Source organism: Kushneria konosiri (genome assembly GCF_002155145.1).
In the GTDB taxonomy this organism is placed as follows: domain Bacteria; phylum Pseudomonadota; class Gammaproteobacteria; order Pseudomonadales; family Halomonadaceae; genus Kushneria; species Kushneria konosiri.
Genome location: NZ_CP021323.1, coordinates 425,756 through 440,425, shown reverse-complemented (window position 1 = coordinate 440,425; position 14,670 = coordinate 425,756). Strand labels below are relative to the sequence as shown.

The following is a 14,670-nucleotide window of genomic DNA, read 5'->3' as shown; positions in this document are numbered from 1 at the left end:
AACCAAGGTTAATTAGCATCTTGTGACGACATCTTCATGCAGAGGTTGGTCATGATTTTACGGCTCGGAGCGGCCATGGTGACGCCTTTCAAGGCTCGCCTGTGGATCATTCACACAATGACGATCTTGATCCTGTCGGCATCCATGCTGATCGCCGGTACGGCGCTGGCGAAGGAACGCAAGACCGTGGTGGCAAGCTTTACCATCGTGGCGGACATGGCTCGTCAGGTGGCGGGAGACGAGCTGGATGTCATCTCGATTGTCCCTGCCGGCGCGGAAATTCATGAATACGCCCCGACGCCACGCGATATCCTCAAGGCGCGTCAGGCGGATCTTTTACTCTATAACGGCATGGGACTCGAGCGCTGGTTTCAGCGCTTTTATGAGGGTATGGATGATGTCCCTGCTGCTGTACTGACCGAGGGGGTCGAGCCCATTGGCCTGGGCGAAGGACCCTACCAGGGGCGTCCCAATCCGCACGCCTGGATGACACCGGTCAACGGCCTGATCTATGTCGAGAACATTCGACAGGCGCTGGTGTCGCTGGATCCGGATCATGCTGACACCTACAACCGCAATGCCCGGGCCTACAGTGAGCGTCTTGAACACATGGATCGCGAGCTCAGGGCAGCCCTTGCACACATTCCCGACAAGCAGCGCGTTCTCGCCACCTGTGAAGGCGCCTTCTCCTATCTGGCCCGTGAATACAGCTTCCGTGAGCGCTATCTATGGGCCGTCAATGCCGAACAGGAAGGCACGCCGCAGCAGGTTCGTCGCCTGATCGATGATCTCAATGCCGATCGCGTACCGGTAACCTTTTGTGAAAGCACGGTCAACGACCGGGCCATGAAACAGGTGACTTCCGAAACCGGTGCGCGCTATGGCGGTACGTTATATGTCGATTCCCTCACGCGTGCCGAAGGGCCGGTGCCCGATTACGAAACCCTTTTGCGCTATAACGCAGAGCAGATAAAAAAGGGGTTTGATCTTGAGTAACCTGAATCGACATGACGAGCCGGTCATTGATGTTTCGCACGTCAGCGTGCGCTATCCCGATGGCCATCTGGGGATTCAGGACGTTTCCCTGTCCCTGCCGGGGGCCAGTGTCTGTGCCCTGATCGGGCCCAATGGCAGTGGCAAGTCTACCCTTTGCAGAACCATTCTCGGGTTTACGCGCCCGACCAGTGGCAAAGCAAGGCTTCTGGGCATGGCGGTGCGCCAGGCCCAGAAGCGCAATCTCGTGGCCTATGTGCCTCAGGCCGAAGAGGTGGACTGGCAGTTTCCGGTCTCTGTCTGGGATGTGGTGATGATGGGGCGTCAGGGGCAGATGAACTGGCTGCGCATTCCCTCGGAGAACGATCGCCGTCTTGTGAAGGCCGCCATGGCGCGCCTTGAAATCGAAGATCTGGCCCGCCGTCAGATCGGCATGCTGTCCGGGGGACAGAAAAAACGTGTGTTTCTGGCTCGGTCACTGGCTCAGGGCAGTCGTATTCTGGTACTCGATGAGCCCTTCACCGGCGTGGACGCGCATACCGAACAGAGCATCATGTCGCTGATTCGCGATTTACGTGATGAAGGCGTGACCGTTCTGATCGTGACGCATGCGCTTTCCAGCGTGCCGCAGTACTGTGATCACGTCGCCATGGTTTCAAGGAAGCTCGTCGCCTTTGGGCCTGTGGCGACCACCTTTACCCAGCCTCATCTGGCCACCACCTTCGGCGACGTCATGGCCGATACGGTCCTGTCGGATACCGAGCGTGGCGTTTGTGATCGCAGTTCGGCCTGGAGCCTGTCATGAGCGGTGATCCCGTCGCCTTGTTGCTGGCACCGTTTGACTATCAGTTCATGGCGCGCGGTATCTGGGTCGGCACGCTGATCGGTGCCGTATGCGGCTGGCTCTCCTGCTATGTGGTGCTCAAGGGCTGGTCCTTGCTGGGGGATGCGCTCTCTCACTCGGTGGTGCCGGGCATTGCGATCGCCTACGCCCTTGGCCTGCCATTTGCCCCTGCAGCCTTTATCAGTGCATTGCTGGCGGTGGGTGGTATCGGGCTGATCAAGGGGCAGGGCGCGTTGAAAAGTGATGCCGCCATTGGCGTGGTCTTTTCAGCCTTTCTGGCCCTCGGGCTGGTACTGATCTCGCTCAACCCCGGTGGCGTGCAGCTCACCACGATTCTTTTCGGCAATCTGCTGGGCATTGGCGACAGTGAGACCATTCAGCTGGTGATCATCTCGCTGATCTGCCTTGTGGCACTATCGTTGCGCTGGAAGGATCTGATGCTGTACTGCTTTGACGAAGGACATGCCCGGGTCATGGGGCTTAACGTTGCCTGGCTCAATGTGCTGTTGTTGTCGATGCTCTCCCTGATGACTGTCGCGGCCCTACAGGCGGTGGGTGCGCTGCTGGTGGTGGCGATGCTGATTACACCCGGTGCCTGCGCCTGGCTTTTAACCGATCGTTTCGGCCATATGCTGTGGCTGGCCCCGCTGATCGGTGGCCTGTGTGCCTTCCTGGGCAGCTGGGCGAGCTACTTCATGGACAGTTCTGTCGGCGGCACCATTGTGCTGCTGCAGACCTTCTGTTTTCTGGTCATTTTTGTGCTGGCACCGCGACATGGGGTGTTGGCTCGTCGGCGTCGTGGGTCGCAGGTGGTCGGTGAGGAGGGCTCATGAGCGCCTTGAGCGATACGCTGGCCATACTGCTGTTGCCCCTGACACTGGATTTCATGCAGCAGGCGCTGTGGATGGGGCTGCTGGTCGGCACGGTCTGTGCCGTGTTGTCGTGTCTGGTGGTATTAAAGGGATGGTCACTGGTCGGTGACGCAGCCTCTCATGCGGTCGTTCCCGGCATAGTCCTTGCCTGGCTTCTGGGTATCCCCATGGTGATTGGCGCGCTGATCAGTGCGCTGAGCTGTCTGATGGGAGCGGGCGTGATCGAGCGCCATTGTCGCATTCGTTCCGATGCGGTACTGGGAATCACCTTTACGGGGTTTTTGGCGCTGGGGATGGTGCTGGTGGCCGCAGTCCCGTCCGACGTTCATTTCATGCACATCCTGTTGGGCAATCTGCTGGGCATCGAGGCGTCGACACGCCTTCAGCTTATTGTGACCGGGGCAGTGGTGCTGGGGGTCGTGCTGCTTAAATTCAGCGATCTTCGGCTTTACTGTTTTGACCCTCAGCAGGCGAGTGTCATGGGGATCGATACACACCGACTGCAATTTTTGCTGACAGTGCTGTTGACGCTTGCAAGCGTCATGGCGCTTCAGGCCGTCGGTGTTGTTCTGGTCATTGCCATGCTGGTCACTCCCGGCAGTACGGCCTTTTTGCTGACGCGCCGGCTTGCACCGATGATGGCAGTGGCTGCAGTCAGCACCTGGCTGTCGGTGGTTTCAGGCGTCATGATCAGTTTTTACATGGATGTAGAAACCGGCGCGGTGATCGTACTTGTTCAGGCGTTCCTGTTTTTGATGTCCTTTCTTTTTGCGCCCGGACGAGGGGTGGTGTTTCAAAGGATGCGTGTCCATCGCGCCATCCGATCAGATCGCGAAGCCCTTCGACAGTAACAGCGTATCCGGCGCATTTTTCGAGTGCGCCTGCATGCCCTCAAGAGGCCTTCCGAGCGTCAGCAAGCTCGGGCATGGCTGTAGTAGTGACAGGATCAAAATGTTACAAAGTGGTATATGAATAGATCCTGATTGTCTTGAAAGATGCCATGATTGTTCATCGATTTCCCTTGAACAGCGTTTCTTTTGTCAGTATCTTTAATCCAGATTAACTTGTTTATAAAAGTTACAAAATTGCCGGCGGCGGTTTTAAAAGGGCTTTGACGCTGCCGTCCGTTTCACGCTATATCTGGCTTATGGTTCCGGCTCGGTCTTGATGCACCGGCACCATTTTTCTGGTGGATTTATCAGGTAGCGGTGGTGCCGGATGCACAGCCGACCATAAGCGATCGTTTATCGATAAGGATTGTCGATAGTTACGATGTCAGTACAGCGTCCAAAAGGTGCCGCTCGAGAGCGCTCGCACCCTTGAGGGCTGCCCCCTGTACCGCTTCATGGCTCGAGACACTTCGGCGTCAGCGCACTTCGCGAGGAGGTCGCGCATGTCTCATTCAGCCGTTGATGCCGCTTTGGCACTCGCCACTCATGCTGCAAAGCCCGCAGCATCCATTACACCGATACCTGACACCCTTTCACATCGCAGCAGTATTTCCGCGGGTCAAAGTGAACCTGCAGACCCTGTTTTGTTCGTGACGTCAGAGCTTGCCGATTTCGTCAAGGTAGGCGGCTTGGGCGACGTCTCTGCCGCGCTGCCGCGCGCGCTGCTCAATCACTACGACATGCGTGTTTTAATGCCGGCCTATCGCGAGGTGCTCGAAAGCATCTGGCCGATCCATGTCATCGATCATCTGCCCGGCCTTGCCGATATTCCTGCCTGCGATCTGGGGCGTATCGAACTGCCTGAAGGGCTGACCGTCTACGTTCTGATCTGTCCCGAGCTCTATGACCGTCCTGGCAGTCCCTATCTGGATGAAAGCGGACAGGAGTGGGAAGACAACGCCATTCGCTTTGGGCGACTGTCACTGGCCGCCGCCCAGATGGCGATGGAGTCCTCGCAAACCCGCTTTGAGGATCAGGGCTGGCATCCGGACCTTTTGCACCTGCATGACTGGCAGACCGGTCTGGCCGCGGGTTACCTGCGCTGGAACGGCGACGATACGCCCTGCGTCTATACCATTCATAACCTGGCGTATCAGGGGCTTTACGGGCCGGAATATCTGAGCCGACTGGGCGTTCCCGAAAGCGCCTTTACTCCGCAGGGGCTCGAGTTCTACGACCGGCTTTCCTTCATGAAGGCCGGCATCATCTACAGCAATCACATCACCACGGTCAGCGAAACCTACGCCCGGGAAATCACGACCCCGGCCTTTGGCTGCGGCCTTGAGGGACTCCTGTCGGACTGTGCCCGTGACAAGCGACTCAGCGGGATTGCCAACGGCATTGATGACAGCTGGGACCCACAGACAGATGCCTATCTGGCCTGCGCCTTTGCCACCAATGACTGGGCCGGCAAGCGTGCCAATACCGATCACGTTCGCCGCATGTTCCGACTGGCCGTCAGCCACGGACCGCTGTTTGCGGTGGTGTCCAGGCTGGTACATCAAAAGGGGCTGGATCTGACCATTGCAGCCGCCGAGTCCATCGTGCGTGCTGGCGGTCAACTGGTCGTGATCGGCTGTGGGGAGCCGGCCATCGAAAATGCGCTTCGCAATCTCGAAGCACGCTTTCCCGGTGCCATCGGTGTTCACATCGGCTTTAGTGAACGAGAAGCCCGCTGCATTTTCGCCGGTAGTGACTATCTTTTGATGCCTTCGCGCTTTGAGCCCTGTGGACTGTCGCAGATGTATGCCCAGCGTTTTGGATCGCTGCCGATTGCCCACCGCACGGGCGGTCTTGCCGATACCATCGAGGACGGCGTAACAGGCTTTCTCTTTGATGAACTTTCGCAGCAGGATTTCCAGAAGGCCATTGATCGTGCCTTTCGCATCTTCGGCTGTACCGAGCTTTTTTATGCCATGCGTCGTGCCGCCATGGCCATCCACTATCAGTGGCGACTGTCAGTGACACCCTATCGACGCCTCTATCATCAGCTGATGGTTCCTGCAGGGGTGACGGCCCATTCGTTAAGACATGTGAGCATATAATGGCGACAGTATTTTCCAGCGCTTGCCAAAGTGAGCGTGATGCCCTGTCACGCCTTGTACAGGCACAGCATGACGCCCCGTTTCACTGGCTGGGACCGCATGAGCAGGGCGACCAAACGCTGGTTCGTCTGCTGTTGCCCGGCGCCGAAGCCGTTGAGTTGATCGACGCGGCACACCAGGTGCTGGCCGTGGCCGAGCCCCGGGAAGGCGGTCTTTATCAGGCCTGCCTGCCGAAGGGGACGCGTTATCGTCTTCGCATTACCTGGCCTGAAGGCATCGTACAGATCACCGAAGACCCCTATCGATTTTCACCCATGCCCGGCGAGCTGGACCTTCATCTGTTCAGTGAGGGCCGCCACCGCGAGCTGGCCCGTGTCTTCGGCGCTTGTCCGACCGCCATTGATGGTGTCGACGGCGTGCGCTTTACGCTCTGGGCACCCAACGCCCGGCGCGTTTCGGTCGTGGGTGATTTCAATGTCTGGGACGGGCGCCGTCATGCCATGCAGCGCCATGAGGGCAGTGGCATCTGGGCCATTTTCGTGCCGCATCTCAAGGCCGGTGAGCGCTATCGCTTTGAGCTGATCGATCGGGATGGCCAGGTTCGTCACAAGGTCGATCCGCTGGCGCGTCGAACCGAGGCGACGACCCCGGATGTTTCCGTGGTGGCCGGCAATCGTCCCTTCAGCTGGCACGATCATGCCTGGCTCAGGCGCCGTGATGCCAGCAATATGCGTACGGCCCCGCTATCCATCTATGAGCTGCATGTTCTCTCCTGGCAGCACGATCAGAACGGCAATACGCTGGAATGGGACGCGCTGGCGTCACGGCTGATTCCCTGGGTGGCCGACATGGGGTTTACCCATATCGAGCTGATGCCCATCAATGAACATCCCTTTGTCGGCTCATGGGGCTACCAGCCGATCGGCATGTTTGCGCCCACTTCCCGCATGGGCACGCCCGAGGCCTTTGCCCGTTTCATCAATGCCTGCCACGGTGCCGGGATCGGTGTCATTCTGGACTGGGTGCCGGCGCACTTTCCCTCCGATGAGCACGGACTGGTGCGCTTTGACGGCACCGCTCTTTATGAGCATCACGACCCGCGTGAAGGCTTTCACCCTGAATGGAATACGTTGATCTACAACGTTGGCCGCAATGAGGTCAGGGGCTTTCTGATTGCCAGCGCCCTGGAGTGGCTTGAGCACTTCCACATCGACGGGCTGCGCGTGGATGCCGTGGCCTCAATGCTCTATCGCGATTACAGCCGCACCGATGATGACTGGCTGCCCAATATTCATGGCGGGCGCGAAAATCTCGAGGTGGTCGATTTCCTGCGCGAACTCAACGCCACCGTAGCCGAGCGTTGCCCCGGGGTCATGATGATCGCCGAAGAATCCACCGCGTGGCCGGGGGTGACGGCGCCGGTCGCCACTGGTGGGCTCGGGTTTACCTTCAAGTGGAACATGGGCTGGATGCACGACACGCTGTCTTACATGTCGCGTGATCCGCTTTATCGTGCCTGGCACCACGGCGATCTGACCTTTGGGCTGCAATACGCCTTTTCCGAGAATTATGTGCTGCCGCTCTCCCACGACGAAGTGGTTCACGGCAAGGGGTCGATGCTGTCGAAGATGCCCGGCGATGAAGCGCAGAAGCTGGCAGGTCTTCGTGCCTATCTGGCCTTCATGTGGGCCCATCCCGGAAAGAAGCTTCTGTTCATGGGCTCCGAGCTTGGGCAGTGGCGCGAATGGCATCACGATCGCGAACTGGACTGGGAGCGACTGGACGAAGCGGGGCCACGAGGGCTTGCGCGCGCCATTGCCGATCTCAACCGGATCTATGTTGAAGATCCGGCCATGCACGTACGGGACGGCGAGTCCGCCGGTTTTTCGTGGGTGGTCGGCGATGATAGCGCCAATAGCGTGATTGCCTTCATGCGTCATGCCGAGCCCGGCAAGGCGCCACTGCTGGTGGTGTGCAACCTGACGCCGGTCACTCGGCATCACTACCGTATCGGTGTGCCGGTCATGAGTGTCTGGCGCGAGATATTTAATAGCGACAGTGTGTTCTACGCTGGAAGTAACCAGGGCAACGGGAGTGCCTTGCATGCACACCCCGAACCCAGCCATGGCCATCCTGCGTCACTGCTTTTGACGCTTCCACCATTAAGTACGCTTTATCTGCGTCAGGGAGACTGGCCAACATGAGTGCTTCCGAATCCACGGGTGATCGGTTTGCCTATCGCTGCCACTACGGTGCCACCGTACTGGACGATCACCGCACCCGCTTTACCTTCTGGGCGCCTGATGCCGAGAAGGTTGAGCTGGAACTGTCGCGCACGTCCGATGATGAACCCGATCTTCTGCCCATGGAAAAGGGGCAGGACGGTGAATTTACCCTTGAACTCGAGTGCCCACCGGGGGCGCACTATCGATATCGCCTCAGCGACGATCTGGCCGTGCCTGATCCGGCGGCGCGTGCTCAGCATGAAGACATTACCGGTCCCAGCGTGGTTATCGACCCGAAGGATTACGGCTGGAAAAACAGCCACTGGCAGGGCCGGCCCTGGCATGAAACCGTCATTCTGGAAGTGCATGTCGGCGTGCTGGGCGGCTTTGAAGCCATCCGTGAGCGGTTACAGGACTGGGCGTCCATGGGCATTACCGCCATCGAGCTGATGCCGGTCAATGAATTTCCCGGTGCGCGTAACTGGGGCTATGACGGGGTGCTGCCCTATGCCGTTGAAGCTTCCTACGGCACCCCGGATCAGCTCAAGGGCATGATCGACGAGGCCCACGGTCTGGGACTGATGGTCTTTCTGGATGTGGTCTACAACCACTTTGGTCCGGACGGTAACTATCTGCCGCACTACGCCGGCGATTTTTTTACCGGTGAGCGAACGCCCTGGGGCGATGAGATCGATTTCGAACGTTCTCAGGTCAGAGAGTTCTTCATTGATAACGCCCTGATGTGGGTTGAGGAATACCGCTTTGACGGCCTGCGCTTTGATGCCGTTCATGCCATCAATAATGACGGCTTCCTGCGCGAAATGAGCGAGCGGATCAAAACGCAGGTCAACGACACGCGTCATATCCATCTGATGCTTGAAAACGAGCGCAACAGCGCCTCACTGCTGGAAAGTACCTATACCGCACAGTGGAACGATGACATCCACAACGTACTCCATGCGCTGCTGACCGGTGAGCATGAGGGGTACTACGCCGACTATTGCGATCACGCCACCGACAAGCTGGCCAGCGCCCTCCATGGTGGCTTTATCTTCCAGGGGCAGAACGACCGACGTGGCCATTCGCGCGGCGAGCCCAGCGGCCATCTGCCGCCCACGGCCTTTATCGCCTTTTTGCAGAACCATGACCAGGTGGGCAATCGGGCCATGGGCGAGCGTCTCATTTCCCTGGTCGAGCAGGAGCGTCTTGAGGCAGCCACGGCGCTTTTACTGCTGTGCCCGATGATTCCGATGCTGTTCATGGGCGAAGAGTCCGGTGAGCAACATCCGTTTTTGTTCTTTACCGACCACCGCGATGAGCTGGCCGACGCCGTGCGGGAAGGCCGTCGCAGCGAGTTTGCCGACTTCTCGCATTTCAAGGACGAGAAGACCCGCGCGCAGATTCCGGACCCCAATGCGGTCTCGACCTTCGAGCAGTCCTGTCTCAGCGGGCCGGAAGATGACCCGGAAGCCGACATGTGGCGTACCCGTTACATGACGCTGCTGGATATTCGCCACGCCGAAATCATTCCGCGCCTGCCGGGTACGCGTCCCATGGGTGCCGTGCCGCTGGGTGAGGGGGCCATTCTTGCACACTGGCGTATGGGGGATGGCACCGTTTTGGCCATTGCGGTCAACCTGGGCAAGCAGCGCGTCAGCATCGATGCCCCGGAAGGGCAGCGACTCTACGAACTCGGCGAATCGGACGATGCCACCACGCTGGCACCGGGGGCGATTCGCGCCTGTCTGAGCAGCCATCTATGAATCATGCACTGAAGTCGCTGGCCGACGCGGCCGGCATAATGATCGACTGGCAGGACAGCCAGGACCGACCCCGGCAGCTTGATGAGGCCACCGTCAGGGGTGTACTGGAAGGGCTGGGGTATCGCTGCGACACGTCAAAAGCGATCAAGGAAAGTCTGGCCGCCATTGAGCGTCTGCACGCCCCTGAAAGCGTAGCTGACTGGCCGCCGCTGATCGTCGGCGAGATCGAGCAGGGCATCGAGCTGCCGAGCGCCGTGGCTGAAGGCACCGGCTACACCCTGATTGATGAAAGCGGGCGCACCCTGGAAGGACAGGTCGATACCGAAGGCCGACTGCAAGCCGTGGCCGAGCCTGGCTATTACCAGCTGCAGATCGAAGGAAAAAGGCGACGTCTGGCGGTTGCACCGCATCGCTGCATGGATGTGGCAACGCTTGCCGGAGATGGCCCGGCCTCAATGGCCGGGCTTGGCGTGCAGCTTTACAGTCTGCGTCGTCCGGGGGATGGCGGCATCGGTGACTGCGAGGCGCTGGGGCAACTGGCCGCACACGCTGGAAAAAACGGGCTGGATGCCATGGCCATCAGCCCGGTGCACGCACTGTTCCCGCATCAGCCCGAACGGTTCTCCCCCTATTCGCCCTCGACGCGACTGGCGTTCAATCCGCTCTACAGCACCTCTGGTGACAGTGCATCAAATGATACGGCAACCGGTGATGAGGCAACGTCGCTGGTGGACTATATCAGTGTCAGCCAGAGGTGCTGGCAGGCACTGGAGCGTGAGTTTGCCGCGCTTTCCGAGGCTGATCGCCAGGCACTGAACGCTTTTCGCAGGGAAAGTGGCGAGACGCTGGAAAATCACTGCCGCTTCGAGGCCATTGGCGAAGTCTTCGGCCCCATGCACTCGTGGCCGAGCGACATGCAGGGTGTCAAAAGTGAAGCGGTGGCGAATTTCAGTCAGGAGCATGGCGAGCGCGTGGCCTTTTATGCCTTTGCGCAGTGGAAGGTCGCCCTTGAAATGGCCTTCGTGCAGCAGCGCGCCATGGAAGCCGGCCAGCGTATCGGGCTGATTGCTGATATCGCGGTGGGGGTGGACCCGCACGGCAGTCAGGCCTGGAGCCGACCGGAAGAGATGCTGGGCAAGCTTCGCATTGGCTCGCCACCGGATGATTTCAACGCCAACGGGCAGGAGTGGGGCGTGACGGGCTTCTCGCCACAGGGGCTGATCGAATACGGCTTCGATGGCTTTATCGCCACGCTCAGGGCCTGCCTGCACGGTGCCGGCGGCCTGCGCATCGATCACATCATGGGGCTTTCCCGGCTGTGGCTGATTCCGGAAGGCGCCTCGCCCACCCAGGGCGCCTACGTGCGTTATCCCGAGCAGTCGCTGCTGCGACTGATCGCGCTGGAGTCCTGGCGTCATCGCGCTCTGATCATCGGTGAAGATCTGGGTACGGTAGAGCCCGAGTTTCGCGAGCGGCTGGATCAAAGCGGAATTCTGGGCATGGGCGTTTTGTGGTTCGAGCGCGAAGACGATGAGTTTACCGCCGCCCGGGACTACCCATCACGCGCAACCGCCATGACTAGCACTCACGATCTGCCGACCGTTGCCGGCTGGCGGCTGGGTCGCGATCTGGACTGGCGCATCAAGCTCGACATGCTGGGTGAGGAGGAAACACCGGAGCAGCAGCGCGAAATGCGCAAGCACGACATCATCGCGCTGGCCGAAACCTTCAACATTTCGCCGGATGCCGACAGCGATACCTGGCTTGAAGCCGCCGCGCGTCATATCGGCGCCACTCCGGCGCCGCTGGTGCTGCTACAGCTTGAGGACCTGCTGGGCCTTGAAGAGCAGCCCAATCTGCCGGGCACCCTGGATGAGCACCCCAACTGGCGTCGTCGTTTGCCCTTGAGTGTTGACGAGATGTTTGAAACCTCCGGTGTCATGAACAGACTCCGGGCAATGATTACCGCACGCGCAGGAGCAGGGACGCATGAATGAAGCATCCATGGAGGCAGCACACAACCAGCCTGATCTGAAGCCGCTGCTGTCGTGTCTGCGTCTGCAGTTTCACAAGGATTTCACCCTCGATGATGCCGAGGCTCTGGTTGATTATTTCGCAGGGCTCGGGATCACCCATCTTTATGCTTCTCCGCTGTGGGCCGCGCGCAGCGGCTCGACTCACGGCTACGACGGTGTTGACCCGACCCGGCTCAACCCGGAAATCGGCGACGAAGCCGCGCTGACCCGGCTGGTGGCTCGGCTCAGAGCCCATGGCATGGGGCTGATCGTTGATTTCGTGCCCAACCATCTGGCGGTCGGCGGGCGCGAAAACCCCTATTGGCTGGATGTGCTGCGCTGGGGGCCATCCGGGCGTTTTGCCGACATGTTTGACATCAACTGGCGCGATAACGGCGACCCGACTCTGGAAGGGCGCCTGCTGGTGCCGTTTCTGGGTGAGCCTTACGGTCAGGCGCTGGTATCGGGTGACATGAAGCTCACGCTCGATGAGAGCACCGGCCTTTTCCAGATCGATTATTTCGAGCACTGCTTCCCCATCGACCCGCGCTGTCATGCTCTGATGCTGCTGGAAAACGGCATGGGGGAACAGGCACGTTTCTTCGAGCAGATCGAACAGGCCGTGTCACTGGAAGAGGGCGCCGAACGTGCAGGACTGGCCCTTGCCGAACATGTGCGTACCGAACAGGGCCGCGCGGAGCTTGATACCCTGCTGGCGCGATATAACCCCGAAGAGCCGGAGGGTGCCGAGCGACTGCACGTTCTGCTCGAGCGCCAGCACTATCGACTGGCCTGGTGGCGCACGGCCAACGACAGCCTCAACTGGCGCCGGTTTTTTGATATCACCGAACTCGGTGCCCTGAGGGTGGATGACCCGGCCGTGTTCGCCCAGACCCATGTCTACCTGCTGGAACTGATCGAGCGGGGGCTGGTGGATGGTGTACGTCTTGACCACGTCGATGGGCTGGCCGACCCGGCAGGCTACTGTCGCCTGCTGCGCGCCCGTGTTGATGAGGCCGCCACGCGTCGACCCGGCGGGGCACCCGAGACGCCCCTGACAATCCTTGTGGAAAAGATTCTGGAAGGTAACGAGTCGCTGCCGCTGGACTGGGGCGTGACCGGGACCACCGGCTATGAATTCATGAACGCTGTCTCGAAGCTTCAGCACGACCCGGAGGGCGAGGCGCCGCTCAAGGCGCTATGGCAGTCATTGTCAGGGCGCGCGCACAGCTTCGAGAGTGAAGTGATCCGCGCCCGGCGTGAAATCATCGACACCGCCCTGGTGACCGAGTTCGAGCGGGCCGTGCGAGCGCTGTCCGATGTGGCGCGTCACGACCCCATGACCCGGGATACGACGCCTGCCATGATCCGACGCGTGCTGCGCGAACTGGCCGTACAGTTCCCCATCTATCGTACCTATGCCGATGATCAGGGGCTGGCGCCGCGTGATGAAAACTTCTTCGCCCATGCCGTGATCGCGGCAAGGGAGGCGCTCACGCCGCCGGAGCAGTCGGTTTTGGATCAGATCTATGACTGGCTGGGCGGTGAGGCACCGAGCAATGATGACCCTTCCGGCTGTCGGCTGCGTCGCAACGCCATCGTGCGTTTTGCCCAGCTGACCTCGCCGCTGGCCGCCAAGGCCGTGGAGGATACCGCCGGCTATCGCAGCGCCGTCCTGATCTCGCGTAATGACGTCGGGTTTGATGGTGCACATTTTGCTGATCCGACAGAGGCCTTTCACCGTTTTAACGCCTGGCAGGCGCGCCACTTCCCCGGCACGATGGTGACCACGGCCACCCATGATCACAAGCGGGGCGAAGACGTGCGCGCGCGTCTGGCGGCGCTGTCGGAATGGGGTGACCATTGGGCGGAAAAAGTGCGGGAGTGGTTGACCATGTCCTCATCACTGCGCCAGTCCAGCGGTGAAGAGGGGGCCCCGGCCGGCCCATCCACTGCCGAAGAGATGATCCTCTACCAGCTGATTGTAGGGGCCTGGCCGCTCACTCTGTCTCTTGATGATGCCGAGGGTCTTGAGTCCTTTGCCCATCGTATTGCCGACTGGCAGGAGAAGGCGCTGCGCGAGGCCAAGCTGAACTCGCACTGGCTCTATCCGGACGAGACCTACGAGGCGCAGTGTCGAGCCTTTGTCATGACGCTGCTTACCGAAGATCGTGGTGCTGACCTGCGCCGCTCGATCCACGACGTCGTGACGGCCATCAGCCCGACCGGGGCGCTCAATGGTCTGGTGCAGACACTTCTGCGCATGACAGTACCCGGTGTGCCGGACTGCTATCAGGGCACCGAACGCTGGGACTTTTCACTGGTCGATCCCGATAACCGCCGCCCGGTCGATTTCAACACGCGTCGCGAGCAGCTGACTCGGGATCACTCATTGAGCGAACTGATCGATGACTGGCGCGATGGTCGCATCAAGCAGGCCCTGATCACGCAGGTGCTCGGGCTAAGACAGCGTCTACCAGAACCCTTCCTGCGGGGCGACTATCAAGGCGTAGCCTTTGAAGGCGAGCGTGCCGGACAGCTGATCGGTTTCACCCGTGAGCATGAAGGCCGGGTGGTCATGGTGATCGCCACGCGTCACGCCGGCTCGCTGCTGGAAGGCGATACGCTGCGCATTGATGCTTCACGCTGGGGGGATACGCGCGTGAAGTGCTCGTCAGATGATGCTCGCGGCTGGCAGTCGCTGACCACAGGGCAGGCCGTTGATCTCCAGGCACCAATCGCAGAGCTCATGGCAGCACTGCCGTTTTGCGTGCTGTTTCGTGACACGGCACCGGTCACCTTGAACGCTGAAGAGGCGCGGCAGGCCGAGACAACGCGGGCTGACGCCTCCGGAACCGATCAAATGCAGTCGGTATAACCCTTATTGCAGGTACCGACGCAGCGTTGGTGCCTTTCAGACAAAACGGGTCTGCCGGATATCAGGGGCATGACCCACGAAGGAG

The 14,670-nt window shown here is 60.1% G+C and carries 9 protein-coding genes; all 9 read left to right on the top strand.

Features of this window, described 5'->3' with window-relative positions:
• Nucleotides 1-117: 117 nt before the first annotated feature.
• The 9 genes from B9G99_RS02065 (at nt 118) to treY (ending at nt 14,585) form a co-directional block, all read left to right on the top strand.
• Nucleotides 118-996, top strand: coding sequence for a metal ABC transporter substrate-binding protein (locus tag B9G99_RS02065; protein ID WP_148663900.1), 879 nt, complete (start codon nt 118-120; stop codon nt 994-996).
• Nucleotides 989-1,798 carry a metal ABC transporter ATP-binding protein gene (locus B9G99_RS02060; protein ID WP_227875886.1) on the top strand — a complete coding sequence of 270 codons (810 nt, stop codon included), beginning with the start codon at nt 989-991 and terminating at the stop codon, nt 1,796-1,798. The genes B9G99_RS02065 and B9G99_RS02060 overlap by 8 nt, the downstream gene beginning before the upstream one ends.
• On the top strand, nt 1,795-2,670 hold the full coding sequence (locus B9G99_RS02055; protein WP_086620532.1) for a metal ABC transporter permease: 876 nt from the start codon (nt 1,795-1,797) through the stop codon (nt 2,668-2,670). Before B9G99_RS02060 ends, B9G99_RS02055 begins: the two co-directional genes overlap by 4 nt.
• Entirely contained in the window at nt 2,667-3,560 is an 894-nt protein-coding gene (locus tag B9G99_RS02050; RefSeq protein ID WP_086620531.1) for a metal ABC transporter permease, read from the top strand. Before B9G99_RS02055 ends, B9G99_RS02050 begins: the two co-directional genes overlap by 4 nt.
• Before the next feature lie 542 nt (nt 3,561-4,102).
• Nucleotides 4,103-5,704: a glycogen synthase GlgA gene (gene glgA, locus B9G99_RS02045; protein ID WP_086620530.1), complete on the top strand. Its 1,602-nt coding sequence runs from the start codon at nt 4,103-4,105 to the stop codon at nt 5,702-5,704.
• Entirely contained in the window at nt 5,704-7,908 is a 2,205-nt protein-coding gene (glgB, locus tag B9G99_RS02040; RefSeq protein ID WP_086620529.1) for a 1,4-alpha-glucan branching protein GlgB, read from the top strand. Before glgA ends, glgB begins: the two co-directional genes overlap by 1 nt.
• Nucleotides 7,905-9,692: a malto-oligosyltrehalose trehalohydrolase gene (treZ, locus tag B9G99_RS02035; protein ID WP_086620528.1), complete on the top strand. Its 1,788-nt coding sequence runs from the start codon at nt 7,905-7,907 to the stop codon at nt 9,690-9,692. The genes glgB and treZ overlap by 4 nt, the downstream gene beginning before the upstream one ends.
• Nucleotides 9,689-11,689 (top strand): 4-alpha-glucanotransferase, encoded by a 2,001-nt coding sequence (malQ, locus tag B9G99_RS02030; RefSeq protein WP_086620527.1) that lies wholly within the window; start codon nt 9,689-9,691, stop codon nt 11,687-11,689. Before treZ ends, malQ begins: the two co-directional genes overlap by 4 nt.
• Complete coding sequence (gene treY, locus B9G99_RS02025) at nt 11,682-14,585, top strand: malto-oligosyltrehalose synthase (RefSeq protein ID WP_227875885.1); 2,904 nt, start codon at nt 11,682-11,684, stop codon at nt 14,583-14,585. The genes malQ and treY overlap by 8 nt, the downstream gene beginning before the upstream one ends.
• Nucleotides 14,586-14,670: the final 85 nt, after the last annotated feature.